Source organism: Erythrobacter sp. HI0063, from assembly GCF_001635685.1.
In the GTDB taxonomy this organism is placed as follows: Bacteria; Pseudomonadota; Alphaproteobacteria; order Sphingomonadales; family Sphingomonadaceae; genus Qipengyuania.
Genome location: NZ_LWFF01000317.1, coordinates 14,443 through 30,354, shown reverse-complemented (window position 1 = coordinate 30,354; position 15,912 = coordinate 14,443). Strand labels below are relative to the sequence as shown.

Sequence of the window (15,912 nt, the reverse complement as noted above, 5' to 3'; positions counted from 1 at the left end):
TGTATATCGGCGGGACCGACGATCGCGCGCTGCACCATCTCGTCGCCGAAGTGCTCGACAACGCTATGGACGAGGCGGTGGCAGGCCATGCCTCGCGGATCGAATTGCGGCTCGACACCGAAAACCGCGTCACCGTCACCGATAACGGGCGCGGCATTCCGGTCGGCGAACATCCCAAGTTTCCGGGCAAGTCCACGCTCGAAGTGATCCTCTCGACGCTCCATTCGGGCGGTAAGTTCTCCGGCAAGGCTTATGCCACCAGCGGCGGACTCCACGGCGTCGGCGTCAGCGTGGTCAACGCGCTGTCTTCGCACACCCGCGTCGAAGTCGCGCGCGACCGGCAGCTTTACGCGCAGGAATTTTCCAAGGGCCAGACGCTCGGCCCGATCGAGGAACTGGGCCCGACGCCCAATCGGCGCGGCACCACCGTCACCTTCACGCCCGACACCGAAATCTTCGGCGAGCGCAATTTCAGCGCCAAGCGGCTGTTCAAGCTCGCCCGGTCGAAGGCGTATCTCTTCGCGGGCGTCGAGATCCGCTGGAAATGCGACGAATCCCTCGCCAGCGAGGACGTACCCGCAGAGGCGGTGTTCAAATTTCCCGGCGGCCTCGCCGATCACCTCGCCGAACAGATCGGCGGGCGCGAATGCGTGACGGCCCAGCCCTTTACCGGGCGGCAGGACTTCGCGGACGAGGCCGGACGGGTCGAATGGGCGATCGCCTGGCCGCTCTATTCGGACGGATCGACCAGCTGGTATTGCAACACCGTGCCCACCCCCGATGGCGGCACGCACGAACAGGGCCTACGCGCCGCGCTCGTCAAAGGCTTGCGCGCATTCGGCGATCTCGTCGGCCAGAAGAAGGCCAAGGATCTTTCCGCGGACGATGTGATGGTGGGCGCCGAAGTGATGCTCAGCGTCTTCATCCGCGATCCCCAGTTCCAGTCCCAGACCAAGGATCGCCTCACCAGCCCGGAAGCTGCGCGCCTCGTCGAGAACGCGGTGCGCGATCACTTCGACCATTTCCTGTCCGACAATATGGATCGCGGCAAGGCGTTGCTCGGCCAGGTGATGGAGCGGATGGACGAGCGCCTGAGGCGCAAGGCCGAGCGCGAGATCAAGCGCAAGACGGCCACCAACGCGAAGAAACTGCGCCTCCCCGGCAAGCTCACCGATTGTTCGGGTGAAGGCGATGGCGAGACCGAGCTTTTCATCGTCGAGGGCGACAGTGCGGGCGGCAGCGCCAAACAGGCACGCAATCGCAAGACGCAGGCGATCCTGCCGATCCGCGGCAAGATCCTGAACGTCGCCAGCGCCACCGCCGACAAGATCCGCGCCAATAGCGAGATCGCCGACCTGACGCTCGCCATGGGTTGCGGCACGCGCAAGGATTGCGACCCCGAACAGCTGCGCTACGACCGGATCATCATCATGACCGATGCGGACGTGGACGGCGCGCATATCGCCACGCTGCTGATGACGTTCTTCTTTCAGGAAATGCCCGAACTGGTGCGGCAGGGGCATCTCTATCTCGCCCAGCCGCCGCTCTATCGCCTGACCGCCGGAAAAGAGAGCCGCTATGCCCGCGACGAGGCGCATCGCGCGGAATTGGAAGCCACGGTCTTCAAGGGCAAGAAGGTCGAAGTCGGCCGCTTCAAGGGCCTCGGCGAAATGAACCCGGCGCAATTGCGCGAAACCACGATGGACCCGGATAGCCGCAGCCTCATCCGCATCACTCTACCGCAGGAATTCGAACAGCGCGCGGTGGTGAAGGAACTGGTCGACCAGCTGATGGGCCGCAATCCTGAACATCGCTTCAACTTCATCCAGAACAATGCGGGCGACATGGACCGCGAGATGATCGATGCGTGAGGACGATTTCGCCGACGGCGAAAGGGAGGACGACATCATGGCGGGCGAGCGGCGCATCTCGCGTACCGATACCGCCCTGCCCGACTGGTATGTTTCCGATGCCGCCTATCGCCCGATACCCATCGCCTGGTTCGCGGGTGCTTTGATCCTTCAGGTGCTGCTGCAACCGGCCATCGTCTATCTCGGTTGGGCGGGCGGATCGTCGACCGCGTTCGTGCTCGCCTGCGCGATCGGTACGACCGGTCTGATCTGGTACGCGACGCAGCGGCGCGGAATGGCAGAGGCCTCGCTCGCGTGGCGCGCGGCGACGATCGTCATGCTGCTGTTCTTCCTTGCGATCAGCGTGATTTCGCTGCTGGCCTAATCCGGCCCGGCGCGCGAGTGCACGTGCAGTTCACCCTCCAGCGTGCGGTGGACCGGGCACATATCGGCGATCTCCATCAGCCTCGCGCGTTGCTCCTCGCCCAGTCCGTCTCCCGTCAGAGTGATGGCGCGTTCGATCGACTGCACTTTGGTCTTGGGGTCCGCGCAGTGATCGCAATCCTTCGCATGGTCGCGGTCATGCGTCAGATGGATCGAGACGCCTTCCAGCGGCCAGTCCTTGCGATCGGCGTACATTTTCATAGTCATCGCCGTACACGTGCCCAGCGCGCCGAGCAGAAGATCGTAAGGCGTCGGCCCGCTATCGTCGCCGCCGACCGCGTGCGGCTCGTCCGCGATGAAGCGGTGCGTGGCGGTATGGACCTCGGTGCCGAACTTCCCATGTCCGTTCTTCACCACCACGCCTTCTTCCGGCATCGGCCAGTCGTCACGCAAGGGCAGATAGCGGTGCGCCCAGCTCGCGATGATGCTCGCAGCGAAACGGGCATTGGTTTCGTCCAGCAACAGGTGATCCGCGCCTTCCAGGCTAACGAAGCTCTTGGGATGTTTCGCCGCGCCGAACAGGGCGCTCGCGTGCTCGATGCCCACCAGCCCGTCGGTCGGCGAATGCAGGAACAGCAGCGGGCAGCGCAGGGCGGCGACTTCGGCGAGGAGATCGACACTTTCGGCCCGCTCGATGAATTCGCGGCCCAGCTTGAACCTGCGCCCGCCGATCGTCACCGCGCCCTCGCCATCCTTGCGGATGGCCGCGAGATCGCCATCGATCCGTTCGAGGACGTGCGGCACGTCGGCGGGTGCGGCGATCGTTGCAATGGCCGCGATCCGCTCCAGCCCGATTTCATCCGCCGCTGCCAGCACTGCCGCGCCACCGAGGCTGTGGCCGACGAGCAGGATCGGCTGCGCGAAACGGTCGTGGAGATACGCGCCGACCGCGACCAGATCGGCAACGTCGGTGGCAAAACCGGCGCGTCCGAACTCACCTTCGCTGTCGCCCAGCCCGGTGAAATCGAAGCGCAGGCAGGCGATCCCCTCCGCCGCGAGCGCTCGCGCCACATGCACGGCCGCGCGGCTCTGGCGCGTGCAGGTGAAGCAATGCGCGAACAGCGCCGCGCCGCGCACCAGACCGGTCGGCAATTCCAGCGATCCGGCAAGTTCGGTGCCTGCGGGCGAGGTGATGGTGAGACGTTCGGTGGGCATGGGCACTCCGGCAGGAAAGATTTTCATTAGCCTAGACGCTTGCACGCCCGCGTCGAACCCGCGATTGTCTTTCCGAGAGAAAAAAGGGGGATTTTCAAAAGATGTTGCGCGCGATTACCGCCGGACTGCTTCTGGCCTTCAGCGTTCCGACCGTGGCCCACGCGCAGGATGCAGCGACGCAGCAGGCGGCCGAGGCAGGCCCGCTGGACCGGCGGGCGCAGGACGTGGTCGGATGGCTGCGCGGAGATATCGCGCCTGGCGATCTCTTCACCGCGGAATTTCTTTCGCAAATTCCCGCCGCTGCGCTGGAGCAGATGAACGCCCAGCTCGAAAGCCAGTTCGGGGCCGTCGTCGGCGTCGAATCGGTCGAAACGGTGAGCCCTATGCAGGCGCGGATCGCAATCCGTTTCGAACGCGCGATCGGGTCCGGCACGATGATCCTGGCCGATACCGGAGAAGCGCGGATCGCGGGTCTGCAATTGTCCGACTTCGCGCCCATCGCTGGCAGCGGCGCGAGTGCCGATGAGACCGGCGCGGAAGCGATCGCAGCCGATTTGGCGGATTTGCCGGGCGTCGTCGCCGCCTGGTTCGGTCCGCTCGATGGCGAACCGATCTTTTCCTATGGCGACGCGGATCGGCAATTCGCGCTCGGCTCGGCCTTCAAGCTCTACGTGCTCGGCGCAATTGGCGAGGCGGTGGCCGAAGGGCGCTTGCGCTGGGATCAGGTCGTCCCTGTTGGGCAGGCGAGTTTTCCCAGCGGCATCACGCAGAACTGGCCAGAAGGCGCCCCGGCCACCGTGCAGACCCTAGCGACGCTCATGATTTCGATCAGCGACAACACCGCCACCGATACGCTGATACGCCAGGTAGGGCGCGAGCGGGTCGAGGAGTTTCTCCGCCGCACCGGGCATTCTGCGCCGGAACGCACTCTGCCCTTCCTGACCACGCGCGAGATGTTTTTGCTGAAGACGCTCGATGTCGGCCCCACCTATGCTGCTATAGATCAAGACGAACGCCGCGCGATGCTTGCCGATCTGGGAGGCGACGATGTGACGACCGAGCAGGTGGTCGCGGCGCTGGCCGAACCGGTGCTGGTCGAGGACATCGAATGGTTCGCCAGCATGGAGGACGAGCGCAGATTGCTACGGACCCTGATCGCGCTGAGCGATCCGACGCTGTTCGACATTCTGGCCGTCAGCCCGCAGCTTTCCGAAAAACAGCGCGCGGGCTGGAGCTATGCCGGGTTCAAGGGCGGATCGGAACCGGGCGTGCTCAATCTGACCTGGCTGCTGAGGGACGAGGCGGGACGCTGGCACATGCTCGCGGCGAGCTGGCTCGACCCGCAAGCGCCGGTCGATAATACCGCGCTTGGCCTTATCGCCGTTCGGATACTGGCCCTCAGATAGCGCGCGCGGCCCTTGCCCCGACGCGCTGCGATCCCTAACCGGGCTATTGTTTCCGCAACCCGATCCGAGGACCATCCATGACGCAGCGCTTCGAAGGCACCAGCTCCTATATCGCCACCGAGGATCTGAAGGTGGCCGTCAACGCCGCCGTGACCTTGCGCCGCCCTCTGCTGGTCAAGGGCGAACCGGGAACGGGCAAGACGGTGCTGGCGCATGAAATCGCCAAGGCGGTGAATGCGCCACTGATCGAATGGAACGTCAAATCGACCACCAAGGCGCAGCAGGGCCTTTACGAATACGACGCGGTCGCTCGCCTGCGCGACGGTCAATTGGGCGACGAGCGCGTCCACGACATTTCAAATTACATCAAGAAGGGCAAATTGTGGGAAGCGTTCACCAGCGAACAGCTGCCCGTCCTTCTGATCGACGAGATCGATAAGGCCGATATCGAATTCCCCAACGATCTGTTGCAGGAACTCGATCGAATGAGCTTCGATGTCTACGAAACGCACCAGACCATCGCAGCGAAAGAACGTCCGATCGTCGTCATCACGTCGAACAACGAGAAGGAATTGCCCGACGCTTTCCTGCGCCGCTGCTTCTTCCACTACATCAAATTTCCCGATCGCGAGACGATGCGGGAGATCATCGACGTGCATTTCCCCGACATCCAGAAGACGCTGGTAACGCGCGCAATGGATATGTTCTACGAACTGCGCGAAGTGCCCGGCCTAAAGAAGAAGCCCAGCACCAGCGAATTGCTCGACTGGTTGAAATTGCTCCTGAACGAAGACATGCCGCTGGAAGTGCTGCAAGACAGCAATCCCAATTCGGCGATCCCGCCGCTGCACGGCGCGCTGCTCAAGAACGAACAGGATGTCATGATGTTCGAACGTCTGGCCTTTATGGCCCGGCGCCAGAGCTGAAGCTTAGAACACTTCAGGCGGTTAAACCGGCCATACCATGCGAAGCGGTCGTCGAGATCGCTTCTCTTCCGGTATGCGCAAATCCATGTCCGTCGAACGTGTAAGCCAGTTCCAGATTGCCCCAGCGACGGCCCTGTATCACGACCGGCACATAGACATTGCGCACGACGTTGTAGGTCTTCCCATCGCCTTCCTGGCGGTAGACGGCCATCATATAGTCGTCAGGACTCGTCTTGGCCTTCTTGTCGATGGCATCGAAGATGATGCGACCGTTCCGGCAGAATCGGGTATCGTGGGTAAGGTCACCTGTCGACGACTGCGAATATCGGGTCAGGTGGGTGGGCAGGAAACCATTCATATCCGTGCAGGCCGCGGCCATGACGCCGGGCGTTTCGGCGCTAGCGTCTAGGACGGGCCGCCAATGCTCGTTTGCCCATGTGGTTAGGCCGGTTCGAAAGCGCGGCGGTTTGCTGCCCTCTATCGGACGATAATTGGTATCGAAAAGCTGCTCGATCCTGAGAGAACCATTGGCGATCGCCTCTTCGGCGATACGCGTTACCTCGGCGGCACGTGTTTTCGCCTTTTCGACCATCAATTTGTCCTGAGGTGACAGGTCGGCCTTGACGATGCGATCAAACATCTCGCTCGCCGTCAGTTCCAGATCCTCGATCTTGTCATGTGCGGAAGACAGCCTGCGCTCGTTTTCGCTCGCGGCCATATCGAACTGTTCGAGGCTGTCCTGAACGCGGCCGACACCGGCGGTCATCATGCCGTTCGCGCGCGCGATTTCCTCGTTCTGCGAATCAACCTCGCGCACCAGCGAGACGACCTTGTCCAGCATCTTCTCGAAATTGCCGACCGAGGTTTTCGCCTCGCTGCTTGCCTTCGCCCCCACTTCGATTCTTTCGATGACCGTCGAAGCCTCGGTTCCGAGCGTACCGATCACACTCGATATCTCGTCGGTGGCCTGCCGGGTTTCGGCGGCAAGCGATTTCACCTCGTTCGCGACGACGGCGAAGGCGCGCCCAGCCTCGCCGGCCCGCATGGCCTCGATGGTGGCGTTGAGCGCAAGAATATTCGTGGTTTCGGCGATCTGTTCGATATTCTGCGAACAGCGCTGGACCTGTTCCATTGCGGCCGCAAAACCCGTGACATGCGTTGCCAGAGTTTCGACCAGGTCGAGAAGGCCCGAAATCTGAGTGAGCGAAGCTTCGATCTGGCTCGAGCCCTGGTCGAGGCGCTCGATGGCGCGCGCCGAGAGCAGACGGGCTTCGTCGCTGGCTTCGGAGACGCGCCGCTGGTCCTGTTCCAGTTCGCGTACCGTGCCCTGCAATTCCCTGTGCTCGTCACGAAGGCGACCCGAACTGTCTATCACCGCCTGGACGATTCCAGCCACTTCGGAACATCCCACGGTCACCTTGCCGCAGGATTCCGGAATCAAGTCGAGCGCACTCGCACCGCGCTCGTCCAAGGCCAGCATCTCCATATTCTGCGATTCCCCTTTTTGGTCGCGGCCCTTTTCTGCGGCCCCAATGGTTAGGGTCCGGTAAACGATACTCTGATTTACCGGACCCGGCTCGCTGGCCTCGCGCGATTATCTGCGATATGGCCTGCCCCATGTTCTTCAATTTCGTCGACGAGCTGCGCGAGGCAGGGATTTCCGCCAGTTTCAAGGAGCATCTGACGCTCCTCGAAGCGCTGGACAAACAAGTGATCGAGGAAACGCCCGAGGCGTTCTATTACCTCAGCCGCGCGACCTTCGTGAAGGATGAAGGCATGCTCGACCGGTTCGATCAGGTTTTCCAGAGGGTTTTCAAGGGTATCCTGTCCGATTACGGTCAGAACCCGGTCGATGTGCCCGAAGACTGGCTGAAGGCGGTGGCCGAGAAATTCCTGTCCGAAGAGGAGATGGAAAAGATCAAGTCCCTGGGCGACTGGGACGAGATCATGGACACGCTCAAGAAGCGGCTCGAAGAACAAAAGGAACGCCATCAGGGCGGGAACAAATGGGTCGGCACCGGCGGCACCTCTCCCTTCGGCAACTCAGGCTACAATCCCGAAGGCGTCCGCATTGGCGGGGAAAGCCGCCACAAGCGCGCGATCAAAGTGTGGGACAAACGCGAGTTCAAGAATCTCGATAACACCAAGGAATTGGGCACACGCAATATCAAGATGGCGCTGCGCCGTCTGAGGCGTTTTGCACGCGAAGGTGCGGCAGACCAGCTCGATATCGACGCGACGATCGAAGGCACAGCAAAGCAGGGCTGGCTCGACATCCATATGCGGCCCGAACGGCGCAATGCGGTCAAGCTCCTGCTGTTTCTCGATGTCGGCGGATCGATGGATCCCTTCATCAAGACGACCGAGGAATTGTTCAGCGCCGCGACCAGCGAATTCAAGAATCTCGAATTCTTCTATTTCCACAATTGCCTCTACGAAGGGGTGTGGAAGGACAACAAGCGCCGCTGGCAGGAACGGACCAAGACCTGGGACGTGCTCCACAAATACGGGCACGATTACAAGGTCGTGTTCGTGGGCGATGCGGCGATGAGTCCTTACGAGATCACGCATCCGGGCGGCAGCGTCGAACACATGAACGAAGAGGCCGGCACCACCTGGATGAAGCGAGTGACCGATACCTATCCGGCCACCGTCTGGCTGAACCCCGTGCCCGAAAAGCAGTGGTCCTATTCCCAATCGACCCGGATCATGCGGCAGATCGTCAACGATCGCATGTATCCGCTGACGCTGGACGGGCTGGACGATGCGATGCGCGAATTGAGCCGGAAACAGGGACACTGATGCCAGCCGGATTCATCTCCGTTCATACAAGGCTCATGCCGTACAAGCAGAGTAGACATGGGGAGATCTCTTATGCGTAAGACTGTTTCGAAGACCGTCGCTCTGGCACTGCTTGCAGGCTCGACCGCAGCATTAGCCCAGACCGCTCCGCCCAGCGCCGATACCCTCGATATGCCGTCCTATCAGGAACCGGCGCAGAGCTGGCGCGACATTCAGGATCCGATCGAGCGGGAACGCTGCAAGGAAAAAATCCGCCAGGTCCGTGCCGAAGCCGGAAAGCCGGAAATCGATTCGGAGCAGGAAACCGCCGATCCGGAAAAACCGCTCATGATCGCGGCAGTCGATCAGAGCGTGGATGGATGCAAGGTTCTGGTGATGAAGCAGGACACGTCCGACATCCGGCCCGTGCCGGAACCGCGCAAGGGCCCGGTTCGGATAGAACCGGCAAACTGACGCACTCGCAGCCTAGTATGTGTCCACCGCCCTGAACAATTCACGGATCTGCGCCCGCTCGATCGGTTCCAGGTCGGGATGCCAGATATCGAAAATCAAAACCAGCCGGTCGAGATGCGCATCGTTGCGGGCATCGTGTTCGACGCTGTCGTCGAACACCAAAAGGCGGCCCTCCTCCCATGAGCGACTGCTCGTCCCGACCCGCAACGCTCCTGCGCCCGGCACGACGAGCGGGAGATGGCAGATCAGGCGTGCATTGATCATGCCGGTATGCGGAGGGATGCGGCGGCCTGCGGCCAGTAACGAGAACATGATCGAAGGCGCGCGATTGGGAATGTCGCACAGCGGCGCGTTGTCCGAGATCGTTTCGTAAGTCTGCGGGCACAAGGCGACGCGCTCCGCCACCGGCCGCCCGGAATCGGTGAGTTCGAACGTGGACCAGTCCCGGTTTTCCAACATGCCGTGGACATCCCCCTGCGGACGCGTGGCCGAACGGCGCACATAGGGTGCGAAGCGCCCGTCGCCTTCAAGCAGGGCCAAGCCTTCCTTGCGAATTTCCGGAAAGGCTGCCTCGACACGGTCGCGCCAGGCGAATTCGCTTGGATCCGCGAACTCCCGTTCGGGCAGTCCGGGATGATAGTATGCTGTCGGCGTCTGTGGATAGGGTGCAGAGCTCGGCGGACGCTGCCGCTGACCAGCCATGATCGCTACTGCGGCGGCGAAGCGAGGATGCCAGTCGCGTTGGCTGTGCCCGGCAGCAGCCAGTTCTGCGATCAGATGAGGCAAGATGCCGCGTTCGATCTCTCGGCCTTGCGCGATGGCGCGCCGTATTTCCGCAGGATCGTGTGACGCGCCAGCCTGCGCTGCCTGGATCGCGGCAGCGTAGAAGGATGCGGCTGCCCGGCGATCGAGCGCCGCGAAACGATGATCGGCCTTGTTGAGCAGGGCTTCTACATCGCGCCCGTCAACAGCAATCCGGCGCTCCGCTTCCGCTTCGGAATATGCAGGGTCACTCATCGATAAAGTATCACGGACGCGATCGCGTCGCGCCACGCCGTTTCATCGCTGGAAGCGATCCGGTCGAGATCGGTCGGCTGCGCTGCCGCATCGTCGACCCATTCGCGCAAGGCGGGTCCGCCATTGATCACGTCGATCGCAAGCCGATCGAGTTCGTACTCGTAAGGGAAATCCCGCCAGATATCGTAATCGGGATACAGCCCCCGGATTGCCTTGAGCGCGAGGGCCTGCAACCGCCAGGGCCGGAAGGCGCGATGATCGTAGAACCGGCCTTCCGCATGGATCATCTGCCCGTTGCAGAGTTTGCCCGCGTGCTTGTGAAAGGTCGGTTCGAACCAGCATTCGCGCAAGGCGCAGCCTTCGAGCCAATCCGGTGCCAGGCGCTCCATTTCCCTCCACACCGCCTTCGCATCAACATCTGGAGCGCCGAACAGCACTTCGAGCGGGCGAGTTGTGCCCCTGCCCTCGCTGAGATTGGTCCCTTCCAGCATCACCGTGCCGGCATAGGCGCGCGCCATGTTCACATTTGCGGCGTTGGGCGACGGATTGATCCAGATGCGATCATCCGGCCAGCCATATCCCGGCCCGTCGGGTTGCCAGCCGTCCATTTCGATCACGCGATAATCCACGTCGAGCCCGAAATGACGGATGAACCAGTGCCCCATCTCGCCCAGCGTCAGGCCGTGTCGCATCGGCATGGGGGCGGCGCCGACGAAGCTTTCCTGGCCGGGCAGGAGCAGCGTTCCTTCGACGGGGCGTCCTGCCGGATTGGGACGGTCGAGCACCCAGACACTCTTGCCGTGCTTCGCCGCTTCTTCGAGCATGTACAGAAGCGTGGTCACGAAGGTGTAGATACGGCAGCCAAGATCCTGAAGGTCGAACAGGAAGACGTCCGCGCTCGACATCATCTGCCCGGTCGGCCGGCGAACCTCGCCATAGAGGCTGAAGACGGGGATGCCGTAAAGCGGATCGGTCTCGTCCGCCGTTTCGACCATATTGTCCTGCTTGTCCCCCTTCAGCCCGTGCTGCGGGCCGAAGGCGCTGGTGACGTTGACGCCCGCTGCAATCAGCGCGTCGAGGCTGTGCGTCAAATCTTGCGTCACCGAAGCGGGATGCGCCACGAGCGCGACGCGCTTGCCATCGAGCGATTGGCGTAAATTTTGGTCGGCGAGCAGCCTGTCGATACCGAATTTCATGGCCGGTTCGGTGCCGCAAGCGTGGCGGCGAAGCAAGTGGGATGGTGGAAGTCCGGATCGCCCGGAGGATGAGTGAGCGCCCAATAACTCTTGGTGCCGCCCTCTTCCTCGATAACCGCGCTCAGGCCGATCTCGCCGGAAGGCACCGCTTCGCGCGGGATTGCCACATCCATGATCGCGAGGCCGGATCGCCCTCCCCGCCAGGACAGGATCGGCGCGCGGGGCAAAGCCCGTTCGCGCATCCCCTCGCGGTAGGAATCGAAGTCGTAGGCTGCGAAGGCTTCCGATGGCGAGAAGTTGAACTCGGCGTAATCCGGCCCCTCGCTAACCATCGCAAACAGTTCGAAGCAGGTCGTGCGCCATAAGCCGTCCGTACGCCGTTTGCCCGCGAAGGGGGGAATACGGACCTCATCTGCGCCCTCAATCCGCCAGCGCAATTGCAGCCAGTCAACGCTTCTGGCCGTGACCGAGGCCACGATCCGCTTGACGGCCAGTGGCGGAAACGCGGGATGCGAAAACAATTTCAGCTTCGGCGATTCCGGCGTTTGCACTCACTTCCCCCCTGCTGGCCCACATGCTAGCGCGGCGCCCGTCATGAGCAGCTACACATCCGATCTCCTGCGCGTTCTCGACGAGCGCGGTTACATTCATCAGACCACCGATGCCGAGGGGCTCGACGCTCTGGCCGCAAAGCAGATCGTGCACGGCTATATCGGCTTCGATGCGACTGCGCCAAGTCTGCATGTCGGATCACTGGTGCAGATCATGATGCTGCGCCGTCTTCAGCAGGCCGGGCACAAGCCGGTGGTCCTGATGGGCGGCGGGACCACGCGGATCGGCGATCCGACCGGGCGAGACGAGAGCCGCAAGATGCTGACCGATCAGGCGATCGCGGACAATATCGCCGGTATCCGCACCGTCTTCGAGAAGCTGCTGACCTTCGGCGACGGGCCGACCGACGCCGTGATGGTCGACAATCAGGACTGGCTCGGCGAGCTCGGCTATATCGAGTTGCTTCAGGAAGTCGGCCCCCACTTCACCGTCAACCGGATGCTGACCTTCGATTCGGTTCGACTACGGCTTGAGCGCGAGCAGCCGATGACCTTCCTCGAATTCAATTACATGATCCTGCAGGGCTACGATTTCCGCCACATGGCAAAGGACATGGGCGTGCGTCTGCAGATGGGCGGCAGCGACCAATGGGGCAATATCGTCAACGGGGTCGAGCTGGGCCGACGGATGGATCAGGCCGAGCTGTTCGGTCTTACCACGCCGCTGCTGACCACAGCGGATGGCAAGAAGATGGGCAAGACCGCCGCGGGCGCGGTATGGCTCAACGAAGCGCAATTGCCGAATTACGATTTCTGGCAATTCTGGCGCAATACGGACGATCGCGACGTGGGCCGCTTCCTGCGCCTGTTCACCGATCTGCCCCTGGACGAGATCGCGCGTCTCGAAGCGCTCGAAGGGGCCGAGATCAATTCCGCCAAGATCGCGCTCGCCAACGCCGTCACAGCGCTGGTGCGGGGCGAGGATGCGGCGCGCACTGCCGAAGCGACTGCAGCGGAGACGTTTGCGGGCGGCGGTTCGGGCGAGGATCTGCCCGTGCTCGATATCGGACCCGATGGCGTGCGCATCGGTGCGGCGCTGACGGAGCTGGGCTTCACTGCCTCCAACGGAGAGGCGAAGCGCAAGCTGGCCGAAGGCGCGGTCAAGATCGATGGCGAGACGATCACCGATCCCGGCCATCTCGTCACGCTGGGCGAAGGCAAACAGGCGCGGCTGAGCCTGGGCAAGAAGAAACATGCGATCATCCGCGCCTGACCAGCGACGGACGGAGTTTTTGCGCCCCTGACCGTTCGTAGAGCTTTACGATTCGTCAGCCTTTATCCGTTAGGAATGGCGGTCTCCCGAGGTTTCGGGTCCATTCCATCGGAGGGTTCGCTTTCATGTCTGCCGGAGCTCAGCTCAGTGTGACCGATCAGCGGCGCCTGTCGCGCCATCCGGTCGACCATCCCGTGATCGCCGAGCATTATCGCGATGGCGATGTGCGGATGCATATCTCGAACATTTCCGCCAACGGCTTCATGATCGACGACGCCCGAGGGGTCGAGCGCGGCGAGCGGGTGATTGTGCGCCTGCCGGTGATCGGGCGGATTGAGGCCTATTGCATCTGGGAACGCGAAAATCGCGCCGGTTTTCAGTTCGAACGCATCATCAGGATCGACGATTTCCTGTCGATGATCGACACGCTCCAGCCCAATCCGCGCCTGCGCAAACTGCGCTAAACAAGCCCCTTGCGAAAAGTCCGGCGCGTGAGCCGGACAGGCGAACTTGCTTTGCATCGCCGCGCCGCTTTGCCATGGCGAGGCTGTGAGCACAGCAGAACCATCGCCTGAGATAAGCGCGGATTCCTCGCCGCTTCGCATCCACAATTTCCGCGCCTACCTCGTCGCGCGGTTTTCCATGGTGGTCGGCCAATATGCGATGATCCTGATCATCGGGTGGCAGACATATACGATCGCGCGCGAAAGCGGGATGGACGCGCTCGGCGCATCGGGCCAGCTTGCGCTGATCGGCCTGCTCCAGTTTCTGCCGCTGTTCGTCCTCTCGCCCTTTTCCGGCCTCGCCGCGGATCGCTTCAACCGGAAGACCGTGGCGCGGCTGACCATTCTTCTCCAGCTTTTCGGAGCGGGCGCGCTCGCCTGGCTGACCTGGACCGAAGAATTGCGGCTGACCTCGCTCTTCGCGGTGGCGGTACTGTTGGGAGTGGTGCGCGCCTTCAACGGGCCCGCGCTCTCGGCGCTCGCGCCCAATCTCGTGCCCAAGGCGATCCTGCCCAATGCCATCGCACTGTCCTCGATCGCCTGGCAGACCGGCATGATCGTCGGCCCCGCCGTGGGCGGCTACGCTTACGATGCGGCACCGGCCCTCCCCTATGCGATCGCCAGCGCGCTGTTTCTGGTCGCTATCCTTGCGATCAGCACGATCGGTAAAGTTCCCCGCTCGCCGATCACGGGGGCGCAGCGTCCGATCGGACAGGTGATCGATGGCTGGCGCTACGTTATCCGCAACAAGATGGTGCTGGGCGCGATCACGCTCGATCTGATGGCCGTGTTTCTGGCGGGCGCGACCGCGCTGTTTCCGCCGTTTGCTTACGATATCCTGCAGGTCGGCGAGACCGGCCTTGCGCAATTGGCGGCGGCCCCTGCCGTGGGCGCTGCGGTCACGGCGATCTGGTTCAGCTTTCGCCCGCTCAAAACGAATGTGGGGCCGAAAATGCTATGGGCGGTCGCCATATTCGGCCTCGCGACGATCGTGTTTGGCCTTTCGCGGTCCATGCCCTTGAGCCTCGCCATGCTGGTAATCGTGGGCGCGGCGGACATGTTCAGCGTCTATATCCGCCAGTCGCTCATTCAATTGCACACGCCAGACGACAAGCGCGGCCGCGTCTCGTCGGCCAGCCTGCTGACGATCAGCGCCTCGAACGAGGGTGGCGATGCCTTTTCCGGCTTCCTGGCCAGCCTGTTCGGTCCGGCGCTCGCAGTCATCGCGGGCGGGATCGGGGCGATCGCGACGGTCGCGCTGTGGGCGCGAATTTTCCCTGTTTTGCGGACAACCCGGACCTTCGACCCTCCCGAGGAGTTGCTAGAGAAACCGACGACAGAAACCCCAGAAGAAAAGCTCCAGGAGCGTATTCCATGAAAGCCCAATCCGTCCTCGAAACCATCGGCAACACTCCGCACATCCGGCTTGGTCGCCTTTTCCCCGACCATGAAGTCTGGGTGAAGAGCGAACGCGCCAATCCGGGCGGATCGATCAAGGACCGGATCGGCCTCGCCATGGTCGAAGACGCGGAAAAGGCTGGCAAGCTGAAGCCCGGCGGCACCATCATCGAACCGACCAGCGGGAACACCGGTATCGGCCTTGCGATGGCAGCGGCGGTCAAGGGCTACAAGCTCGTGCTCGTCATGCCCGAAAGCATGAGTGTCGAGCGTCGCCGCCTGATGCTGGCCTATGGTGCCACCTTCGACCTGACGCCCAAGGAAGGCGGCATGAAGGGCGCGATCGAACGCGCTCAGGAGCTGGTCCAGAAGACCGAAGGCGCCTGGATGCCCAGCCAGTTCGACAACGAGTCCAACTGGAAAATCCATGTCCGCACAACGGCGGAAGAAATCTACGAGGACTTCAAGGATAGTCCGATCGACGTGATGATCACCGGCGTCGGCACTGGCGGCCATCTGACCGGTTGCGCAGAAATGCTGAAGGAGCGCTGGAGCGGCTTCAAAGCCTATGCCGTCGAGCCTGGCGGATCGCCCGTCATCAGTGGAGGCCAGCCCGGACCCCACCCGATCCAGGGCATCGGCGCGGGTTTTGTGCCGGGGAACCTCCACACGCAGGCGATCGACGGGGCGATCCAGGTCGATCCCGAAGACGCCAAGGAGATGGCTCGTCAGTGCGCCGCCAAGGAAGGTCTGCTGGTGGGTATTTCCAGCGGTGCGACGCTGGCGGCGATCAAGCAGAAGCTCGGCGATCTCGACGCAAGAACGCGCGTGATGGGCTTCAATTACGACACGGGCGAGCGATATCTCTCGGTGCCGGATTTCCTGCCGACAGAATGAAGTAAGGGCCAAAAGGCCTGTTTCTCTCGCAGGCAAATGCG

Annotated in this window: 15 protein-coding genes; 10 read left to right on the top strand and 5 right to left on the bottom strand. The window is 62.5% G+C overall.

Features of this window, described 5'->3' with window-relative positions; translation table 11 throughout:
• Positions 1-1,871: DNA topoisomerase IV subunit B (gene parE, locus A3736_RS12300; protein WP_067683379.1), on the top strand; the 1,871-nt coding region annotated here is incomplete at its 5' end.
• Positions 1,864-2,235: a hypothetical protein gene (locus A3736_RS12295; RefSeq protein ID WP_067683375.1), complete on the top strand. Its 372-nt coding sequence runs from the start codon at positions 1,864-1,866 to the stop codon at positions 2,233-2,235. The genes parE and A3736_RS12295, both read left to right, overlap by 8 nt.
• On the opposite strand, the gene A3736_RS12290 is transcribed toward A3736_RS12295, so the two are convergent.
• Positions 2,232-3,449, bottom strand: a complete 1,218-nt coding sequence (locus A3736_RS12290; protein WP_067683373.1) for an alpha/beta fold hydrolase — start codon at positions 3,447-3,449, stop codon at positions 2,232-2,234. The two genes, A3736_RS12295 and A3736_RS12290, sit on opposite strands and share 4 nt — an antisense overlap.
• A 101-nt stretch (positions 3,450-3,550) precedes the next feature.
• Here A3736_RS12290 and A3736_RS12285 point away from each other — a divergent pair, with 101 nt between their 5' ends.
• Together A3736_RS12285 and A3736_RS12280 are read left to right on the top strand one after the other, a co-directional pair.
• The gene (locus A3736_RS12285; protein ID WP_067683371.1) at positions 3,551-4,855 is read left to right on the top strand and encodes a serine hydrolase; all 1,305 of its coding nucleotides are present in this window, start codon (positions 3,551-3,553) and stop codon (positions 4,853-4,855) included.
• A 77-nt stretch (positions 4,856-4,932) separates the two neighbouring features.
• On the top strand, positions 4,933-5,781 hold the full coding sequence (locus A3736_RS12280) for a MoxR family ATPase (protein WP_067683370.1): 849 nt from the start codon (positions 4,933-4,935) through the stop codon (positions 5,779-5,781).
• Positions 5,782-5,794: 13 nt separating this feature from the next.
• Here the strand turns inward: A3736_RS12280 and A3736_RS12275 are convergent, their stop codons facing one another.
• Complete coding sequence (locus tag A3736_RS12275; RefSeq protein ID WP_082851470.1) at positions 5,795-7,267, bottom strand: methyl-accepting chemotaxis protein; 1,473 nt, start codon at positions 7,265-7,267, stop codon at positions 5,795-5,797.
• Between the two features lie 131 nt (positions 7,268-7,398).
• On the opposite strand from A3736_RS12275, the gene A3736_RS12270 reads away from it, so the two are divergent.
• The gene (locus A3736_RS12270) at positions 7,399-8,583 is read left to right on the top strand and encodes a VWA domain-containing protein (RefSeq protein ID WP_067683368.1); all 1,185 of its coding nucleotides are present in this window, start codon (positions 7,399-7,401) and stop codon (positions 8,581-8,583) included.
• A gap of 72 nt (positions 8,584-8,655) precedes the next feature.
• On the top strand, positions 8,656-9,036 hold the full coding sequence (locus tag A3736_RS12265) for a hypothetical protein (protein ID WP_082851469.1): 381 nt from the start codon (positions 8,656-8,658) through the stop codon (positions 9,034-9,036).
• Between the two features lie 12 nt (positions 9,037-9,048).
• Here A3736_RS12265 and A3736_RS12260 read toward each other — a convergent pair whose 3' ends face one another.
• The 3 genes from A3736_RS12260 to A3736_RS12250 are packed head-to-tail and all read right to left on the bottom strand — an operon-like array spanning position 9,049 to position 11,800.
• Positions 9,049-10,053: an aspartyl/asparaginyl beta-hydroxylase domain-containing protein gene (locus tag A3736_RS12260; RefSeq protein ID WP_067683367.1), complete on the bottom strand. Its 1,005-nt coding sequence runs from the start codon at positions 10,051-10,053 to the stop codon at positions 9,049-9,051.
• The gene (locus A3736_RS12255; RefSeq protein WP_067683365.1) at positions 10,050-11,249 is read right to left on the bottom strand and encodes an exo-beta-N-acetylmuramidase NamZ domain-containing protein; all 1,200 of its coding nucleotides are present in this window, start codon (positions 11,247-11,249) and stop codon (positions 10,050-10,052) included. The genes A3736_RS12260 and A3736_RS12255 overlap by 4 nt, the downstream gene beginning before the upstream one ends.
• The gene (locus A3736_RS12250; protein ID WP_067683363.1) at positions 11,246-11,800 is read right to left on the bottom strand and encodes a DOMON-like domain-containing protein; all 555 of its coding nucleotides are present in this window, start codon (positions 11,798-11,800) and stop codon (positions 11,246-11,248) included. The genes A3736_RS12255 and A3736_RS12250 overlap by 4 nt, the downstream gene beginning before the upstream one ends.
• A gap of 43 nt (positions 11,801-11,843) precedes the next feature.
• Here A3736_RS12250 and tyrS point away from each other — a divergent pair, with 43 nt between their 5' ends.
• From tyrS to cysK, 4 genes are all read left to right on the top strand, one after another.
• Positions 11,844-13,073: a tyrosine--tRNA ligase gene (gene tyrS, locus A3736_RS12245; RefSeq protein ID WP_067683361.1), complete on the top strand. Its 1,230-nt coding sequence runs from the start codon at positions 11,844-11,846 to the stop codon at positions 13,071-13,073.
• A gap of 125 nt (positions 13,074-13,198) precedes the next feature.
• Complete coding sequence (locus tag A3736_RS12240; protein WP_067683359.1) at positions 13,199-13,537, top strand: PilZ domain-containing protein; 339 nt, start codon at positions 13,199-13,201, stop codon at positions 13,535-13,537.
• 85 nt (positions 13,538-13,622) lie between these two features.
• Positions 13,623-14,954 (top strand): MFS transporter, encoded by a 1,332-nt coding sequence (locus A3736_RS12235; protein ID WP_255362995.1) that lies wholly within the window; start codon positions 13,623-13,625, stop codon positions 14,952-14,954.
• Positions 14,951-15,871, top strand: coding sequence for a cysteine synthase A (gene cysK, locus A3736_RS12230; protein WP_067683357.1), 921 nt, complete (start codon positions 14,951-14,953; stop codon positions 15,869-15,871). The genes A3736_RS12235 and cysK overlap by 4 nt, the downstream gene beginning before the upstream one ends.
• The last annotated feature ends 41 nt before the right edge of the window (positions 15,872-15,912 follow it).

Bases quoted from the DNA above. Each gene is read 5' to 3' on its own strand.
- A3736_RS12275 (WP_082851470.1), bottom strand. From the start codon at position 7,267: ATGGAGATGCTGGCCTTGGACGAGCGCGGTGCGAGTGCGCTCGACTTG.
- A3736_RS12240 (WP_067683359.1), top strand. From the start codon at position 13,199: ATGTCTGCCGGAGCTCAGCTCAGTGTGACCGATCAGCGGCGCCTGTCG.
- cysK (WP_067683357.1), top strand. From the start codon at position 14,951: ATGAAAGCCCAATCCGTCCTCGAAACCATCGGCAACACTCCGCACATC.
- tyrS (WP_067683361.1), top strand. From the start codon at position 11,844: ATGAGCAGCTACACATCCGATCTCCTGCGCGTTCTCGACGAGCGCGGT.
- A3736_RS12260 (WP_067683367.1), bottom strand. From the start codon at position 10,053: ATGAGTGACCCTGCATATTCCGAAGCGGAAGCGGAGCGCCGGATTGCT.
- A3736_RS12290 (WP_067683373.1), bottom strand. From the start codon at position 3,449: ATGCCCACCGAACGTCTCACCATCACCTCGCCCGCAGGCACCGAACTT.
- A3736_RS12285 (WP_067683371.1), top strand. From the start codon at position 3,551: ATGTTGCGCGCGATTACCGCCGGACTGCTTCTGGCCTTCAGCGTTCCG.
- A3736_RS12295 (WP_067683375.1), top strand. From the start codon at position 1,864: ATGCGTGAGGACGATTTCGCCGACGGCGAAAGGGAGGACGACATCATG.
- A3736_RS12265 (WP_082851469.1), top strand. From the start codon at position 8,656: ATGCGTAAGACTGTTTCGAAGACCGTCGCTCTGGCACTGCTTGCAGGC.
- A3736_RS12255 (WP_067683365.1), bottom strand. From the start codon at position 11,249: ATGAAATTCGGTATCGACAGGCTGCTCGCCGACCAAAATTTACGCCAA.
- A3736_RS12270 (WP_067683368.1), top strand. From the start codon at position 7,399: ATGTTCTTCAATTTCGTCGACGAGCTGCGCGAGGCAGGGATTTCCGCC.
- A3736_RS12280 (WP_067683370.1), top strand. From the start codon at position 4,933: ATGACGCAGCGCTTCGAAGGCACCAGCTCCTATATCGCCACCGAGGAT.